Here is a 15704-nt window from a genome sequence, read left to right on the forward strand (position 1 = left end):
TATACAATCATCGTAACTGAGGCACATCGAAGTAATCATTGGTATTAAAATACAGTGTGAGATTGCCTTTATTACCGTATTTATCAGTGAGACTAATAACACGCGTGCTCGCTTGGCCGCTACTCCAATAATGAGCCACAATGTCAGTCTCACCCCATATAGAAAACTGATACATGACCAACGTTGCCGGATTCGTAATATTATTATCTACGTCACCGGCATTTAAAGAGGTAAATAATTTAAACGCGAAACCAGAAGCATACCCCAAGAAATGGCCTTGAACTTCTGGATTAAATGGCTTTACATACCAAAAATTCACTTGATAATAAGAGCGGCCCCAGCCACGCTCCATCACAGAAAAAGGCCGACTATAAAGGTAACTAGAGCCTTGAGCAATTCCTGTAAATCCTGCCCCCCCCCAAGGGTCATTACCTAAATTCAAATCGGCGTCCGAAATAATATCCATAGGTTCTGCTAATAAAAAAGTTCCTCCTATTTTTGGATAAAGATTGATAGTTACACAATCGAGCGTTCCATTATAATGATAATAGGTAACTAGTCTATGGGACTCCCAATAAATATTATCCCGTAAAGTTTCTCTCGATCGTTGACTGAGAGTAACGTTTCTCGCGTCAGAATAATCAATGGGGTCCAAGGCATTAATTGTAACAGAACTGAAAAATCCGGGGGTACCGTATAAACCTGTACTTATCACCTTTGGCGAAGCGGCCGGATGGGTCAAGGTTAGTTGCACCGCGATTTCAATGGTTCTGGAAGGACTAGATGCCCCACGTCCTACGAAATAACTAAACGTTCTGCCACTTGTCTCGATAAGTCCATCCACAGGCACCATTTGAGATTCGGTTTCCCTGAACCTTTCGGACATGTTCATCTCATTGATATCACCTTGGTAATATCCCGTTGATGAATAGCTGTTTTCCAACATATGATCTTTTTCAAATGTAGTCTGATGGGCATCTGCATTTGTCTCAGTATTGTCAGGCAGTATGTACGTAGACGGTGTATCCTGGACTGGCGCAAATGATGGTGCCGGAGGGAGAATATCGAACCCAAGGGAACCATAAACAACAAACCAAGTACTGTTGTTAGGATTCTGGCTTAGATGCGCTGTCCTAATAACCTCTATTAGATTTACATTACGTCGAAACTCGTCCAATGAATAATCCGTGAATTCCTGGCCGAATTCATCCAATGCTTTTATATAAATGATAACTTCTACGGTGTTGAAACCATTTCCATAGATATATGCAACACGGTTAGTTGTAGTAAATGAAACCTGCAAGGATTCAATAGATTTGATATCAGACCAAGCCATTTTTTACCTCCTATCATTATAAAATCACAATCGATACTCAAGAAGCTAAAATTATTTTTGTAAAATTCAAATTCCAATTACTGAATTTCATTAACTGAAACGAGAGAAGATTTTTTCATTAACATTATTTTTATATTTTTTCCTATATAAAACAATATGTATTTATTTTCATTAAAATTCCTTAATTATTGTTAAAGGAAAAGTAATTCAAAAGGATGTCAATAAATGGAATTCATAAACGCTACAAAATTCTTTTTTTTCAATCATTTAAAGAATAAATAAGAGAGAGGTGCATACATTAAAAAACTTTATTCTAAGATAAAAACAGATCACATTGCTGTTATAAATTTTTCGCTCACTCGCTATATAACAATAGTACCAGCAGTAAATTGCCATCGGGCATTAATATTTTAATTTATGTCGAGTAAAAGTTAAAAAATGTCATATCAATAAGTTTCATCAATATGATCGATAACGAGGCGTCAGAGAAAAACCATTTGCTGGATTAAGCTCTTTGCTAAAAAAAAACCGGCCAGTATTCACTGACCGGTTCTGTTACCCGCTACGCGGTTACGTCCGAAATGCTATTGCAGCAGCGAAATATCCGCCACCCGCAAAAACAGCTGTTGCAGCTGGCTGAGCAGCGTCAGGCGGTTAACCCGCACCTCGGCGTTATCGTCCATCACCATCACTTTATCGAAAAAGGCGTCCACCGGCTCGCGCAGGGTGGCCAGTTCCGCCAGCGCTTCCTGGTAGCGGCCCGCGGCAAACAGCGGCTCCAGCTTATCGCGCAGCACCGTAAGATGCGTCGCCAGCTGGATCTCCGCCGCGTCTTTCAGCACCGCGGCGCGCACGTCGCCGTTCAGGGTGTCGGTGGCCTTGGCCAGGATATTGGACACGCGCTTGTTGGCGGCCGCCAACGCGGCGGCGGCGTCCAGGGTGCGGAAATAGGTGACCGCGCGTATGCGGGCGTCGAAATCCGCCGGTCGGGTAGGCCGGCGCGCCAGCACCGCCTGGATGGTGTCGACGCTGTGGCCCGCTTCCTGGTACCAGGCGCGGAAGCGGCCGAGCATAAAGTCGACCACATCGTCCACCACCCTGGCATTGGTGAGTTTTTCACCGTACAGGCGCGCGGCTTCGGCGGCCAGGGCCGATAAATCCAGCGGCAGGTTGTTCTCGACGATAATGCGCAGCACGCCCAGGGCGGCGCGCCTGAGGGCAAACGGATCTTTATCCCCTTTCGGATGCTGGCCGATGCCGAAAATACCGGCCAGGGTATCCATTTTCTCGGCGATGGCCACCGCCGAGGATACCGGCGTGGACGGCAGGGCATCGCCGGAGAAACGCGGCTGGTACTGTTCTTTTAGCGCCAGCGCCACGTCTTCCGGCTCGCCGTCGTGGCGGGCGTAGTGCATGCCCATCACGCCCTGGGTGTCGGTAAACTCAAACACCATATTGGTCACCAGGTCGCACTTGGACAGCAGCCCGGCGCGGGCGGCATGCTGCACGTCGGCGCCAATCCGGCCGGCAATCCAGCCGGCAAGCGACTCGATACGATCGCTTTTATCGCGCACGGTGCCCAGCTGCTGCTGGAATAATACGGTATCCAGCCGGGGCAGCCGGTCTTCCAGGCGTGTTTTCAAATCGGTGTTATAGAAAAATTCGGCGTCGGCCAAACGTGGGCGCACGACTTTTTCATTGCCGGATATCACCTGGCTTGGGTCTTTGGAGGCGATATTGGAAACAAAGATAAAGTGCGGCAGCAGCTTGCCCTGGGCGTCGTACACCGGGAAGTATTTTTGATCGCCCTTCATGGTGTAGACCAGGGCCTCGGCCGGTACGGCGAGGAATTTTTCCTCAAACCGCGCGGTGAGCACCACCGGCCATTCCACCAGCGAGGTCACTTCTTCCAGCAAACTGTCGGTCAAATCGGCAGTACCGCCGATTTCCCTGGCCGCCGCCTCGGCGTCGCGCTTGATCTGGGCCTTGCGCAGCTCGTAATCGGCCATCACCTTGCCACGTTCCAGCAGCAGGGCCGGGTATTGGTCCGCGTTGTCCAGCGTCAGTTCGGACTCGCCCATAAAACGGTGGCCGCGCACGGCGCGGGCGGAGTCTATGCCCAAGATACGCCCCGGAATCAGCTCGTCGCCCAGCAGCAGGACGACGGTATGCACCGGACGGATAAACTGCGTGTCGCTGTCGCCCCAGCGCATCATGCGCGGGATCGGCAGTTTAGCCAGCGCGGTGGTGACCATGCCCGGCAGCAGTTCCTGCGCGCGCTTGCCTTTAACCGACGCCCGGTAGAGCAGCCATTCGCCCTTGTCGGTCACCTGGCGTTCCGCCTGCTCGACGGTGATGCCGCAGCCGCGCGCCCAGCCCTCGGCCGCCTTGGTGGGTTTGCCCTCGGCGTCAAACGCCTGGGCAACGGCGGGACCGCGTTTTTCAATGTTGCTGTCGGCCTGGGCGGCGCCAAGGTTTAGCACCTTAAGCGCCAGGCGGCGGGGCGAGGCGAACCATTGCACCTCGCCGTGGGGCAGGTTGGCGCCGTCGAGTTCGGCGGTAAACAGGGTGGCGAACGACTGCGCCAGTTGGCGAAGCGCTTTTGGCGGCAGCTCTTCCGTGCCGATTTCCACCAGGAAAGTGTGTTGCGTCATGGCCGGCCTCTTATTTCTCGTTCTTTTTGCACATCGGAAAACCCAGGGCTTCCCGGGAAGCGTAGTAGGCTTCGGCGACCGCTTTGGTCAGGGTGCGGATCCGCAGAATATAACGCTGACGTTCGGTAACCGAGATGGCCTTGCGGGCATCCAATAAATTAAAGCTGTGCGCCGCCTTGAGAATACGTTCATACGCCGGCAGCGGCAGGGGTTTTTCCAGCGCCAGCAGCGTCTGCGCTTCTTTTTCGTACTGATCGAAACAAACAAACAGGAAGTCGACGTCGGCGTATTCGAAGTTATAGGTGGATTGCTCCACTTCGTTTTGATGGAATACATCGCCGTAGGTGGTTTTGCCCAGCGGGCCGTCGCTCCAGGTCAGGTCATAGACGCTGTCCACGCCCTGCAGGTACATGGCCAGGCGTTCCAGGCCATAGGTGATTTCGCCGGTCACCGGGCGGCATTCCAGCCCGCCCACCTGCTGGAAGTAGGTAAACTGCGTCACTTCCATGCCGTTGAGCCACACTTCCCAGCCGAGGCCCCAGGCGCCAAGCGTCGGGTTTTCCCAGTTGTCCTCGACAAAACGGATATCGTTAATGGTCGGATCCAGCCCGACTTCTTTCAGCGAGCCGAGGTATAATTCCTGGATATTGTCCGGGGAAGGCTTGATGATGACCTGAAACTGATAGTAGTGCTGCAGGCGGTTGGGATTTTCGCCGTACCGGCCGTCGGTGGGACGACGCGACGGCTGCACGTAGGCGGCGGCAATCGGCTCCGGTCCCAGCGCCCGCAGGCAGGTCATGGGATGGGAGGTGCCCGCGCCGACTTCCATATCCAGCGGTTGGACAATGGTGCAGCCTTGGCGCGCCCAGTAGTCCTGTAAGGTCAGGATCAGGCCCTGAAAGGTCTTGGGATCAAACTTTTGCATGTTGAATTCGCACGCGATAAAAGTGGATATATTAAGAATGCGCCAGTATACCCTCTGGCGGTAAGATATACAGCCCAATTAAGGAGTAAGGCGATGATCCGCCCGTTTGTGCCGGGCGATATGCCCGCGCTGCTGGCGCTGTGGCTGGACAGCACCACCCGCGCCCATCCCTTTATCCGCGCCGGCTACTGGCTTGAGAGCCTGCCGTTGGTGCGCGACGACTACCTGCCGCAAGCCCGGAGCTGGGTGGCTGAGCGCGACGGCGTCATCACCGGCTTTATCAGCGTGATGATGGCGCAGTTTGTCGGCGCGGTTTTTGTCGCGCCCCGCTACCATCGCCAGGGCATCGGCCAGGCGCTGATGGCGCGGGTAAAACAGCGCTACCCGGTGTTGACCCTTGAGGTCTACCAGTTAAACCGCGCCGCCTGTCATTTTTACTACCGCCAGGATTTCCGCGAAATCGGCAAGGCGTTTAACGCCGAAACCGGCCATATGCTGCTGACCCTGCAATGGCGCGCCGGTTAAAAGCGGTTGTTACCGCTTCAGGATTGGCTATGCTAACGCTGGTCAGCAGGTTATTTACCCGGGGCGAAACGTTGCCCATGCATGCGCTGGCGCGGCAAGCAAACCAATGCCGCCGGGACGCAGGCACATAATCCGCACATGCACGTTGTTCAATGGTTTAATAATACGCGCCGCCGGGGCGCGGATACATTTATCAGCCGCTCAGGTGCATGAATTTCTATCAGGAGAGGTACGCCGTGAGCCAGCAAAAAGGGACCCGCGCATCGGGACGCGCCACCATCAGCGATGTGGCCAGAGCCGCAAACAGCGGCAAGACCAGCGTGTCGCGCTATTTGAACGGCGAGCTGCACCTGCTTTCCGACGACCTTAAGGCGCGCATCGAAGCGGCCATCGTGCAGCTCAATTACCGCCCCAGCCAGATGGCCCGCAGCCTGAAGGGGGGACAGACCAGGCTGATAGGCCTGATTATCGCCGATATTACCAATCCCTATTCCGTTGACGTGATGCGCGGCATCGAGGCCGCCTGCCGCCGGCACGGCTTCACCCTGCTGGTATGCAACACCAACAACGAAGTGAACCAGGAACGCCACTATCTTCAGCTGCTTAACGGCTATCAGGTGGAAGGGATCGTGGTCAACGCGGTGGGCATGCATGAGGATGCGCTTGCCATGCTGCAGCAGTCCTTGCTGCCGATGGTGCTGATTGACCGCAAAATTCCCGGTTTCGCCTGCGACATGGTGGGCCTGGACAACCGCGAGGCGGCGACCCGCGCCACCGGGCACCTGATCGCGCAGGGATTTGAAGCCATTATGTTCCTCAGCGAGCCCCTGGGCACGGTGAATACCCGCATCGAACGGCTGCAGGCCTTTCGCGCCTGCCTGGCGGCCCATCCGGATCTGGCGGCGGAAGAGGCGGAGTGCGCGCTGAACGATACCGACACCCTGGCCGCCGTTATCCAGGACTTTAACCGCCGCCACCGCGGCATGCGCAAGGCCATTCTGTCGGCCAACGGCGCGCTGACGCTGCACATCGCACGCGTACTGCGGCGCCAGGGCCTGAACTGGGGCAGCGATATCGGCCTGCTGGGATTTGACGAACTGGAATGGGCTGAGCTGGCGGGCGTGGGCATTACCACTTTTAAGCAGCCGACCTACCAAATCGGCTACGCCGCGCTGGAACAATTGTTAAAGCGCATCCAGGGGGCCGACGAACCGGTCAGCGAACAAGCGTTCAGCGGCGAGCTGATCGTGCGGGGGTCCACTACCCGTTAGCGAAGTGGATAAGACCGTAAGGCACCCTTAGGAAACGGAAAAGTCAGATAATAGTTTCCTCCCTGCGGCGACCACGCGCCGTTAATCGCCGCGCACCTCCCCGCCCCGCCCCGGATGCCAGTTGGCTAAATTAGTGACAGCGATCATAAATCTGACATAACGGACTTCTCAATGGAACCGGTACCATCTACCGTAAAACCATCACCGCGGAAAATGTCTCCGCATGGGAGTCCAAGATGAAACATGATGTGTTTGTGGTTACCGCCGCGTACGGCAATGACAATGTCCTCGCCATGGGCGGGCAGCAAAAACTGCTGCCGACCATCGCCGGGGCGGGCGCCGCCGGGGTGGAAATGCGCCGCGAGCTGCTGACGGAAACCGACCTGGCCCGCCTGCCGGAACTGGCCCGGGAGATAGCCGGCCTGGGGCTGCGCTGCTTCTATTCCGCGCCGGAGGCCTTATTTACCCGGGACGGCGCGCCCAACCCGTTGTTGCCGCAGCTGTTCGACGAAGCCGAACGCCTTGGCGCCGAGCGGCTAAAATTATCCCTAGGCCATTATTCCGCCACCGGGGATATGGCCGGCCTGGACGCGCTGCTGACATCCCGGCGCGTGCTGTTAATGGTGGAGAACGACCAGACCGAATGCGGCGCGCTGGCCCCCATCAGCGCGTTTTTGCGCCGGGCGCGGGATGCGCGGCTGCCGGTCGGCATGACGTTTGATATGGGCAACTGGCGCTGGGTCGGGGAAGATCCGCAGGCGGCGGCCGCGGAGCTGGCCTCTTTTGTCAGCTATATCCATATCAAGGTCGCGCTCCCGTCGGATAACGGCTGGCGCGCCACGGCGCCGTTATCCGACGGGCAGGACTGGCGGCGGTTGCTGGCAAGCCTGCCGGACGATGTGCCGCGCGCCATTGAGTTTCCGCTGGAAGGGGACGATCTGGCGGCGGTAACCCGCCGGTTCATCGCGCTATTGCAATAAGCGCGCCGCCTGGCCGGCTTATGACCGGGCCTCTTCCCGGCGGTAGCCGGGTCCGGCCGCCGGCGTCACGACGGCCCCGCCCCCGCGGTGTGCGCCCGGGCGCCGGGGTAATTTATTCGACATAGGGATGGAACCGATACCAAAGAACATGATGATGCCAGCGCGCGCGGCGGCGGATGGCCGGGCAGGCTATTGACGCACCGCGCCGGAACAATAACAACGACATCGGAACACCCGCCCCGGCCCTACCCTGCGGCGGTTGAGACAGCAGCGATATCAATGAAGGAATACATCTATGAGCTTAGCGAAATTAGCACCAAAACGTTGGTGGTATATTATGCCGATTGTATTTATCAGCTACAGTCTGGCATATCTCGACCGGGCCAACTTCAGTTTTGCCTCCGCCGCCGGTATTAACGATGACCTGGGAATAACCAAAGGGGTATCGTCATTATTGGGCGCGCTGTTCTTTCTCGGTTATTTCTTTTTTCAGATACCGGGCGCTATTTATGCCGAACGCCGCAGCGTCAAGACGCTGATTTTCTGGTGCCTGGTCTTATGGGGCGGTTTCGCCGCGCTCACCGGCATCGTCAGTAATATTCCCATGCTGATGGCGATCCGGTTTGCGCTGGGCGTGGTGGAGGCGGCGGTGATGCCGGCGTTGCTGATTTATATCAGCAACTGGTTTACCAAAGCCGAACGCTCACGTGCCAATACGTTCCTGATCCTCGGCAACCCGGTGACGGTACTGTGGATGTCGGTGGTTTCGGGGTATTTGATCAACGCCTTCGGCTGGCGGGAAATGTTTATCTTCGAAGGCATCCCGGCGGTTATCTGGGCTTTTTGCTGGTGGGTGTTGGTTAACGATAAACCCGCCCAGGCAAAATGGCTGTCGGAGGAAGAAAAGCAGGCGCTGCAACGGCAACTGGCCAAGGAACAGGAAGGCATTAAAGCGGTGCATAATTACGCCGAGGCGTTCCGTTCGCGTAATGTGATTATTCTGTGCATCCAGTATTTCGCCTGGAGCATCGGCGTTTACGGGTTTGTATTATGGCTGCCGTCCATTCTGCGCAACGGCATGGAAATGGGCATGGTGCAGGCCGGCTGGTTATCCGCGGTGCCTTACCTGGCGGCCACCATTGCCATGATCATCGTCTCCTGGGCATCGGACAAGCTACAGAAACGCAAAATATTCGTCTGGCCGCTGCTGCTGATTGGCGCCCTGGCCTTTATCGGTTCCTACCTGCTGGGCGCCCACCATTTCTGGGGTTCCTATGCGCTGCTGGTTATCGCCGGCGCCGCCATGTATGCGCCTTATGGCCCGTTCTTCGCCATAGTGCCGGAAATGCTGCCGCGCAACGTCGCCGGCGGGGCGATGGCGCTGATTAACAGCATGGGCGCCCTCGGTTCCTTCGTCGGCTCGTGGGTGGTCGGCTACCTTAACGGCGCCACCGGTTCGCCCTCGGCGTCCTATGTCTTTATGGCGGTGGCGCTGCTGGTATCGGTGTGGTTGACGTTAATTGTCAAACCGGCGGAAAACGCCGTGCCGCGCATGGCCTAAAGCCGGCGCCGCCTGTTCCGTTAACAGGCAAAAATGGTATGCTGGTCTTTATCGCCAAATGACATAACCGACCAACGGAGATCATGATGAAACCTGCCGTAGTATTGTACAAATCGTTGCCCGACGACCTGCGCCAACGTCTGGATGAGCATTTTGACGTGACCGAAATCGGGGATGTGGGCGCAGAAAATGTGCGCAGGCATGCGGACATATTGCAACAGGCTCAGGGTATCATCGGCTCCGGCGGTAAATTCGATAAAACAATGCTCGACGCGCTGCCCAACCTCAGGGCCGCCTCCACCATTTCCGCCGGCTACGATCAGTTCGACGTCGACGAGATGAGCGCGCGCGGCATTGCGCTGATGCATACTCCCCACGCCCTGACGGAAACCGTGGCCGACCTGCTGATGGGGCTGGTGCTGGCCACCGCGCGGCGCCTGGTGGAACTGGCGGAGAGGACCAAGGCGGGCGAATGGCGTGAGAGCGTCGACAGCACCTGGTTTGGCACCGACGTGCATCATAAAACCCTGGGCGTGGTCGGCATGGGACGTATCGGCCTGGCGCTGGCGCAGCGTGCGAACCTGGGGTTTTCCATGCCGGTGCTCTATAACGCCCGTCGTCAGCACGCCGAGGCGGAAAGCCGTTTTGACGCCGAGTATTGCGATCTGGATACCCTGCTGGCCCGGTCTGATTTTGTCTGTATCATCCTGCCGCTGACGGATGAAACCCATCATCTGATCGGCCGCGAGAAGCTGGCCCTTATGAAACCCGGCGCTATCCTTATCAATGCCGGACGCGGTCCGGTAGTGGACGAAGCGGCGCTTATCGAGGCGCTGGAAAACCGTACCATCCGCGGCGCCGGCCTGGATGTCTACGAGCAGGAACCGCTGCCGGTGGATTCGCCGCTGCTGCGCCTGCCGAACGTGGTGGCCATGCCGCATGTGGGCTCCGCCACCGATGAAACCCGCTATCAAATGGCCGCCACCGCGGTGGATAATCTGATCAACGCCCTTACCGGCCGGATTAGGGAAAACTGCGTTAATCCCCAGGTCATCAAATAACCCTTGCTCCCATCGCCTTTACATAACGATTCCCCGTCCACCCGGGCGGGAAAAGCGTATCATGGCCGCTAAAATAAACGTTGCCGGCATCAGCGCTACGCTATGCTTTTTTATGGTATGCGATAAAATGGAATCAAGCGGTATGGAAAGGAACAATAATGACTATTAGTCATACTCACATCAAAATCAGCACCTTTGTGTTGATGCTGCTGTTTATTGCGATCATTATCCCTTTGCACTTATTTCCCTGTTTTGTCGCGGGGTTCCTGGCCTATGAAATCATTTTCGCCCTTACGCCCTGGTTTGAGCGCATCATCGGCGGCCGGGCGCGCTGGGTCGTGGTCAGCATCATCGCCGCCGTGGTAGTGATTGTCATGACGCTATCCATTGTCAGCCTGGTCAGTTTCCTGACCTCGAATATCCAGCGCGGCATTGATTTAACCGCCGAAACCAACCGCATTTTCTCCGGCGTCAAAAATCGTCTGCCCGATATATTGCCAGCCTACCTGCCGGACAGCGCGGAAGAGCTGAAAAACCAGGTTTTCGCCGTGGTGGAAAAAAACCTCATTACCATCCGCAATATGGGACGCAGTTTTTTGCACGGCTTAATCACCATCCTTATCGGGCTGATTATCGGCGCGATTATCTCATTGAATAAGCCATCGGGACGCACCACCTATTTTCGCGAGCAAATGCTGCAGCGCGTACAGAATTTATCCAGCTCTTTTCGTAATATCGTGTTTGCCCAGATCAAGATTTCGCTGGTCAATACCATCCTGACCTCTATCCTGCTGCTGGTGATTTTTCCGCTGTTCAAGGTGCATCTGCCGTTATCCAAGACGCTGGTGGTGGCCACCTTTATCTTTGGCCTGCTGCCGATTATCGGCAACCTGATATCCAATTTCCTGATGATTATCTCGGCGCTCTCCGTCTCGCTGCCGATAGCGGGCGTGGTGCTGGTATATTTGATGCTGATCCATAAGCTGGAATATTTCCTCAACGCCGAGATTGTCGGCAATCGCATCCAGGCCAAATCCTGGGAGCTGCTGCTGGCCATGCTGGTGTTTGAAGCGGCGTTTGGACTGGAGGGGCTGGTGGCCGCCCCCATCTATTACGCCTACCTGAAGACCGAATTGCGCGGTCTGGATCTTATCTGAAGCGCCGTCGCAAAATAGCGGTTGCCTGGCGTGACGCAAACGGTATGGTAACACTCAGGCTTACGTTAATATTATCCGAACCCATTTTATGACCTACTCGCTTTTCGGTAAAAAATTCACCCGCCATTCCGGCATCACCCAGCTGATGGCCGATATGAACGATGGCCTGCGCGCACCGGACGCCATTATGCTCGGCGGCGGCAACCCCGCCGCCATCCCCGAAATGGAGCGTTATTTTCACGCGCTGTGCCAGTCCATGCTGGCCGACGGCACCCTGGGCGAAGCTCTGTGCAACTACGACGGCCCCCAGGGCAAAAACGCGCTGCTGACCGCGTTGGCGGCCATGCTGCGCCAGGAGCTGGGCTGGCCGGTGACCACGCGCAATATCGCGCTGACCAACGGCAGCCAAAGCGCTTTTTTCTACCTCTTCAACCTGTTTGCCGGGCGCGGCGCGGACGGCGGCCTGCGTCGGGTGCTGTTTCCCCTGGCGCCGGAATACCTGGGTTATGCCGATGCCGGGCTGGAGGAGGATATGTTTGTCGCCGCCAAGCCGACCATTGCGCAGTTGCCGGACGGCCAGTTCAAATATCATGTGGATTTCGAACATTTAAAAGTGGGCGGGGATATCGGGCTGATTTGTGTTTCCAGGCCGACCAACCCCACCGGCAACGTGATTACCGACCAGGAGCTGCTGCGCCTTGACGCGCTGGCCCGCCAGCATCAGGTGCCCCTGCTGATTGATAATGCCTACGGCCTGCCGTTTCCCGGCATTATCTTCAGCCAGGCCGCGCCGTTGTGGAATCCCAATATTATCCTGTGCATGAGCCTGTCCAAGCTGGGCCTGCCGGGGGCGCGCTGCGGTATTATCATTGCCAATGAAGAGGTTATCGACGCCGTCAGCAATATGAACGGCATTATCAGCCTGGCGCCGGGCGGGCTCGGCCCGGCGCTGGCCGCCGAGATGATCCGGCGCGGCGATTTAATGCGCCTGTCGCAAACGGTGATCCGCCCGTTCTATCAACAACGGGTGCGGGAAACCATAGCCATCCTGCGCCGCTACCTGCCGCCGGAGCGTTGCCTTATCCACACGCCGGAAGGGGCGATTTTCCTCTGGCTGTGGTTCCAGAACCTGCCGATTACCACCGAGACCCTCTACCAGCGGCTTAAACAGCGCGGCGTGCTGATGGTGCCGGGGCATTATTTTTTCCCCGGGCTGGAAACCGAGTGGCCGCATGCGCAGCAGTGTATGCGTATGAATTATGTGCCCGACGCCGATAAAATCGAGCGGGGCATCGCGATATTGGCGCAAGAGGTGGAGCGGGCGTTTCGGGAAACGGCGGGCAGCGCTGGCCAATAACCTGGCCGCGGTTTTTAATGAGCGAAAACGCCGCGCGGTAACTCCGCGCGGCGTTTTCACGATCAAGACCGGTGTTATTACTGGCCGGCCGCCGGGGCTTCAGCCTGATGCTCAAGCACCTGGGGCTGGGCGTCGCCGATGGCGATCTTGCGCGGCTGCAGGGATTCCGGCACATGGCGTTCCAGCGCAATATGCAGCAGCCCGTTAACGAACTCCGCCTGCGTTACCGTCATATGTTCCGCCAGGGTGAAGCTCAGGGAGAATTCTTTGCAGACCAGCCCCTGATGCAAATATTCAACCTCGCGTTCGGGCGGGGTGGGCTTGCCGGCAATGGTCAGGCGCGGCCCTTCCACTTCAAGCGTGAGCTCTTCTTGCTTAAAGCCCGCCAGCGCCAGGGTGATGCGATAATGGTTATCATCGCTTTTTTCAATATTATACGGCGGGAAGCTAAAGGCTTCCTGATTGCCCTGCATGGTGCTGGCTAATTTATCGAAACCGATCCACTGACGCAGTAAAGGTGACAGATCGTAATTACGCATGGTATTAACTCCTTCTATGAAGCGAGATTATTTTCCCCAACCCGTGGCTGGGTTAGCCCCCGGTTACGGCAGGCGGATGTTATTACATTATCGCGGCGATCGGCCGCGATCGGTTTAATTGATTTCGATACGCCGCGGCTTTAGTGTTTCCGGCACAACGCGTTCTAAATCAATATAGAGCAAGCCGTTTTCCAGATTGGCGCCTTTAATTTGAATATGCTCGGCCAATTGGAATTTGCGCTCGAAATTGCGTTCGGCAATCCCCTGGTATAAATAGTTCCGCTCGGCGGGTTCTTGCGCATGAGCGCCTTTAACCGTTAATAAATTATCATGGGCGGTAATATCCAGCTCATGTTCGGCGAAACCGGCTACGGCGATGGCAATGCGGTACTGGTTTTCATTAACCAGTTCAACATTGTAGGGAGGATAACCGCCATTGCCCTGACTTTGTCCTGATTCAAGCAGATTTACCAGCCGATCAAAGCCAATAGCGGAACGGTACAGGGGTGACAGATCAAAATTACGCATACAACAGCCTCCAACATTCAGCGAGGTGACAAACAACCTTCCGGATGGACAGGTCAGTGACCTAAATACCCTTACGGCGTACTTATCTGGGGTCACATTAATAAAATGGAGCCGGCCGCGGCATTTTCAAGCGTCAATAAGAAAAAAATCTCCTCCATTTAGCAAAAACTGCAAGTCACGGGCTGAATATCCATTACACTGATAACGGCAGTAGGGAATACTTACCGCAATACCGGGCGGAATGCATAGCGTTAGTAAAATTACCACCCTAATGGATGTATAGGAATCATGTTGAAACAAGTATTATTCATTCTGACAACAGGCTGCGCGTTGCTGGCCAGCAACGGGTGCTCAAGCGTGATGAGCCACACCGGGCCCGACCAGGGTTATTATCCGGGTACCCGCGCCAGTGTGAATGTCATCCGGGATGAGGATACCAGTTGGGCCATGGTGCCGCTGGCGCTTATCGATCTGCCGTTCTCGGCGGTGCTGGATACCCTGCTGTTGCCGTATGATTATCTGCGCAAGGATAGCGATAAATCCGCCGATTCACCGCGCGAACGTATGCTGCACAGCGGCGCCAACAGCCCCGGCGGTTCCCGGCATAAAAACAAGGCCGGCGGCGCCCATACCCTATAAGCCGCCACGCCGGCAACCGGGGGAGTTTAAGCTTGCCCGGCCGGATCGGCCTTGCCCTGGGCCTGTTGACAGAACGCCGCCCGCCGGCGGTGCTTAAGCGTCATGGGAATGACCGACTTGACCGGCTCCGTTTCGCCCTCCATGGCCCGCGTCATCGCCTGGAACGCATGCTCGACCCAGGCATCCTCGTCCTGGCGCATCGACCAGGTGTTATTGGGTAAAAAACCCAACATGGGATGCTCATCGAAAGTGCCGATATTCATCTCGGCGGGAATATAGCCATAATGTTCGCGCAAGACGTTAAGCGCGCCTTCCAGTACCGGCAGCGACGAGGCGATAAAGGCCGGCGGCGCGTCCTGGTGCAATTCGAAAAAACGCTGCATCAACAGCTGGCCGTCTTCGCGCCGGTTATGCTGGGCGGTCAGTACCCAGTCCGCGTTTTCGCTGATGCCATGGGCGGCCAGGGTCTCGGTAAAACCCTGTAAGCGCTGTTTTATGGTCGGCTGTTGCATATCGCCGGCCATAAAAAACAGCGGCAATGTCCCGGCATCAATGATGGCATGGGTTAACGCCGCGCTGCCGTTGACGTTATCGCTGACCACCAGCGACACCGCGCTGTCGCTGAAATCGCGATCGAGAAAGACCAGGGGTTTGGTAAAACGCTTGATATGGTGATTTTGCGCCGGCAATGACGAGGGCACCACGAACAACCCGTCGACATTGCGCTGCTGCATGGTTTCCACCAGGGTATTTTCGCGCTCGGTATCGCTATAGGTACAGCTGGTGGTCAGTTGATAGCCCGCCTCGCGGCAGCGGATTTCCAGTTTTTCCGCCAGGGTGGAGAAAAACAGATTGGATAACCTGGGAATAATCAGCCCAAGGGTATCGGTTTTGTTCAGCTTCAGGCTGCGGGCGGCATGATTAATGGTATAACCGTATTCGCCCACATAGCTGGCAATCCTGCTTTGCGTTTTGGCGCTGATACGATATTGCCCGGCTTTACCGTTAAGCACCAGGCGAACGGTGGTGATTGAAATACCCAGCGCTTTGGCTATCTGCTCTACGGTCTTGGCCATCTTATCGGTTAATCCTGTTATCGAATTCTGTAGATAACGCAGTATAACGGACTGGCTAACTCGAATCAGCGGATAATTACGCCAAATACTCACGC

General features: G+C 56.0%; 14 protein-coding genes. 8 read left to right on the plus strand and 6 right to left on the minus strand.

Features of this window, described 5'->3' with window-relative positions; all coding sequences use genetic code 11:
* Positions 1 to 7: 7 nt before the first annotated feature.
* From ACL2XQ_RS25595 to glyQ, 3 genes are all read right to left on the minus strand, one after another.
* Positions 8 to 1336: a hypothetical protein gene (locus tag ACL2XQ_RS25595; RefSeq protein WP_413739837.1), complete on the minus strand. Its 1329-nt coding sequence runs from the start codon at positions 1334 to 1336 to the stop codon at positions 8 to 10.
* A 584-nt stretch (positions 1337 to 1920) separates the two neighbouring features.
* Complete coding sequence (gene glyS, locus ACL2XQ_RS25600) at positions 1921 to 3990, minus strand: glycine--tRNA ligase subunit beta (protein ID WP_413739838.1); 2070 nt, start codon at positions 3988 to 3990, stop codon at positions 1921 to 1923.
* Positions 3991 to 4000: 10 nt separating this feature from the next.
* Positions 4001 to 4915, minus strand: coding sequence for a glycine--tRNA ligase subunit alpha (gene glyQ, locus ACL2XQ_RS25605; protein WP_410012968.1), 915 nt, complete (start codon positions 4913 to 4915; stop codon positions 4001 to 4003).
* Between the two features lie 93 nt (positions 4916 to 5008).
* Between glyQ and ACL2XQ_RS25610 the strand changes: the two genes are divergently transcribed.
* The 7 genes from ACL2XQ_RS25610 to ACL2XQ_RS25640 all read left to right on the plus strand — a co-directional run bounded on the left by ACL2XQ_RS25610 (position 5009) and on the right by ACL2XQ_RS25640 (position 12827).
* Positions 5009 to 5440 carry an N-acetyltransferase gene (locus ACL2XQ_RS25610; RefSeq protein ID WP_413731636.1) on the plus strand — a complete coding sequence of 144 codons (432 nt, stop codon included), beginning with the start codon at positions 5009 to 5011 and terminating at the stop codon, positions 5438 to 5440.
* A gap of 236 nt (positions 5441 to 5676) precedes the next feature.
* Positions 5677 to 6711 (plus strand): LacI family DNA-binding transcriptional regulator, encoded by a 1035-nt coding sequence (locus tag ACL2XQ_RS25615; RefSeq protein WP_410012966.1) that lies wholly within the window; start codon positions 5677 to 5679, stop codon positions 6709 to 6711.
* 236 nt (positions 6712 to 6947) lie between these two features.
* Positions 6948 to 7691, plus strand: coding sequence for a sugar phosphate isomerase/epimerase family protein (locus tag ACL2XQ_RS25620; RefSeq protein ID WP_413731634.1), 744 nt, complete (start codon positions 6948 to 6950; stop codon positions 7689 to 7691).
* Between the two features lie 295 nt (positions 7692 to 7986).
* Positions 7987 to 9252 carry an MFS transporter gene (locus ACL2XQ_RS25625; RefSeq protein ID WP_410012964.1) on the plus strand — a complete coding sequence of 422 codons (1266 nt, stop codon included), beginning with the start codon at positions 7987 to 7989 and terminating at the stop codon, positions 9250 to 9252.
* 86 nt (positions 9253 to 9338) lie between these two features.
* Positions 9339 to 10313, plus strand: a complete 975-nt coding sequence (ghrB, locus tag ACL2XQ_RS25630; RefSeq protein ID WP_410016684.1) for a glyoxylate/hydroxypyruvate reductase GhrB — start codon at positions 9339 to 9341, stop codon at positions 10311 to 10313.
* A gap of 158 nt (positions 10314 to 10471) precedes the next feature.
* The gene (locus ACL2XQ_RS25635) at positions 10472 to 11470 is read left to right on the plus strand and encodes an AI-2E family transporter (protein ID WP_410012963.1); all 999 of its coding nucleotides are present in this window, start codon (positions 10472 to 10474) and stop codon (positions 11468 to 11470) included.
* 88 nt (positions 11471 to 11558) lie between these two features.
* Entirely contained in the window at positions 11559 to 12827 is a 1269-nt protein-coding gene (locus ACL2XQ_RS25640) for a valine--pyruvate transaminase (protein WP_410012959.1), read from the plus strand.
* A gap of 77 nt (positions 12828 to 12904) precedes the next feature.
* Here the strand turns inward: ACL2XQ_RS25640 and ibpB are convergent, their stop codons facing one another.
* Both ibpB and ibpA read right to left on the minus strand, forming a co-directional pair.
* Positions 12905 to 13366: a small heat shock chaperone IbpB gene (gene ibpB / locus ACL2XQ_RS25645; protein ID WP_410012958.1), complete on the minus strand. Its 462-nt coding sequence runs from the start codon at positions 13364 to 13366 to the stop codon at positions 12905 to 12907.
* A 114-nt stretch (positions 13367 to 13480) separates the two neighbouring features.
* A complete protein-coding gene (gene ibpA / locus ACL2XQ_RS25650; RefSeq protein WP_410012957.1) occupies positions 13481 to 13894 on the minus strand; it encodes a small heat shock chaperone IbpA in 414 nt (137 codons plus the stop codon).
* A gap of 288 nt (positions 13895 to 14182) precedes the next feature.
* On the opposite strand from ibpA, the gene ACL2XQ_RS25655 reads away from it, so the two are divergent.
* Entirely contained in the window at positions 14183 to 14533 is a 351-nt protein-coding gene (locus ACL2XQ_RS25655; protein WP_413721704.1) for a YceK/YidQ family lipoprotein, read from the plus strand.
* A 26-nt stretch (positions 14534 to 14559) separates the two neighbouring features.
* Here the strand turns inward: ACL2XQ_RS25655 and ACL2XQ_RS25660 are convergent, their stop codons facing one another.
* Positions 14560 to 15609 (minus strand): LacI family DNA-binding transcriptional regulator, encoded by a 1050-nt coding sequence (locus tag ACL2XQ_RS25660; RefSeq protein ID WP_413739839.1) that lies wholly within the window; start codon positions 15607 to 15609, stop codon positions 14560 to 14562.
* Positions 15610 to 15704 lie beyond the last annotated feature (95 nt).

Origin of the sequence: Sodalis sp. RH14 (assembly GCF_047324285.1) — a bacterium.
In the GTDB taxonomy this organism is placed as follows: domain Bacteria; phylum Pseudomonadota; class Gammaproteobacteria; order Enterobacterales; family Enterobacteriaceae; genus Acerihabitans.

What these genes read in the sequence shown, in the direction of transcription:
- ibpA (WP_410012957.1), bottom strand. Translation starts at nt 13,894, where the DNA reads ATGCGTAATTTTGATCTGTCACCCCTGTACCGTTCCGCTATTGGCTTT.
- ACL2XQ_RS25640 (WP_410012959.1), top strand. Translation starts at nt 11,559, where the DNA reads ATGACCTACTCGCTTTTCGGTAAAAAATTCACCCGCCATTCCGGCATC.
- ACL2XQ_RS25625 (WP_410012964.1), top strand. Translation starts at nt 7,987, where the DNA reads ATGAGCTTAGCGAAATTAGCACCAAAACGTTGGTGGTATATTATGCCG.
- ACL2XQ_RS25635 (WP_410012963.1), top strand. Translation starts at nt 10,472, where the DNA reads ATGACTATTAGTCATACTCACATCAAAATCAGCACCTTTGTGTTGATG.
- ACL2XQ_RS25655 (WP_413721704.1), top strand. Translation starts at nt 14,183, where the DNA reads ATGTTGAAACAAGTATTATTCATTCTGACAACAGGCTGCGCGTTGCTG.
- ACL2XQ_RS25610 (WP_413731636.1), top strand. Translation starts at nt 5,009, where the DNA reads ATGATCCGCCCGTTTGTGCCGGGCGATATGCCCGCGCTGCTGGCGCTG.
- ACL2XQ_RS25620 (WP_413731634.1), top strand. Translation starts at nt 6,948, where the DNA reads ATGAAACATGATGTGTTTGTGGTTACCGCCGCGTACGGCAATGACAAT.
- ACL2XQ_RS25660 (WP_413739839.1), bottom strand. Translation starts at nt 15,609, where the DNA reads ATGGCCAAGACCGTAGAGCAGATAGCCAAAGCGCTGGGTATTTCAATC.
- glyQ (WP_410012968.1), bottom strand. Translation starts at nt 4,915, where the DNA reads ATGCAAAAGTTTGATCCCAAGACCTTTCAGGGCCTGATCCTGACCTTA.
- ghrB (WP_410016684.1), top strand. Translation starts at nt 9,339, where the DNA reads ATGAAACCTGCCGTAGTATTGTACAAATCGTTGCCCGACGACCTGCGC.
- glyS (WP_413739838.1), bottom strand. Translation starts at nt 3,990, where the DNA reads ATGACGCAACACACTTTCCTGGTGGAAATCGGCACGGAAGAGCTGCCG.
- ibpB (WP_410012958.1), bottom strand. Translation starts at nt 13,366, where the DNA reads ATGCGTAATTACGATCTGTCACCTTTACTGCGTCAGTGGATCGGTTTC.
- ACL2XQ_RS25595 (WP_413739837.1), bottom strand. Translation starts at nt 1,336, where the DNA reads ATGGCTTGGTCTGATATCAAATCTATTGAATCCTTGCAGGTTTCATTT.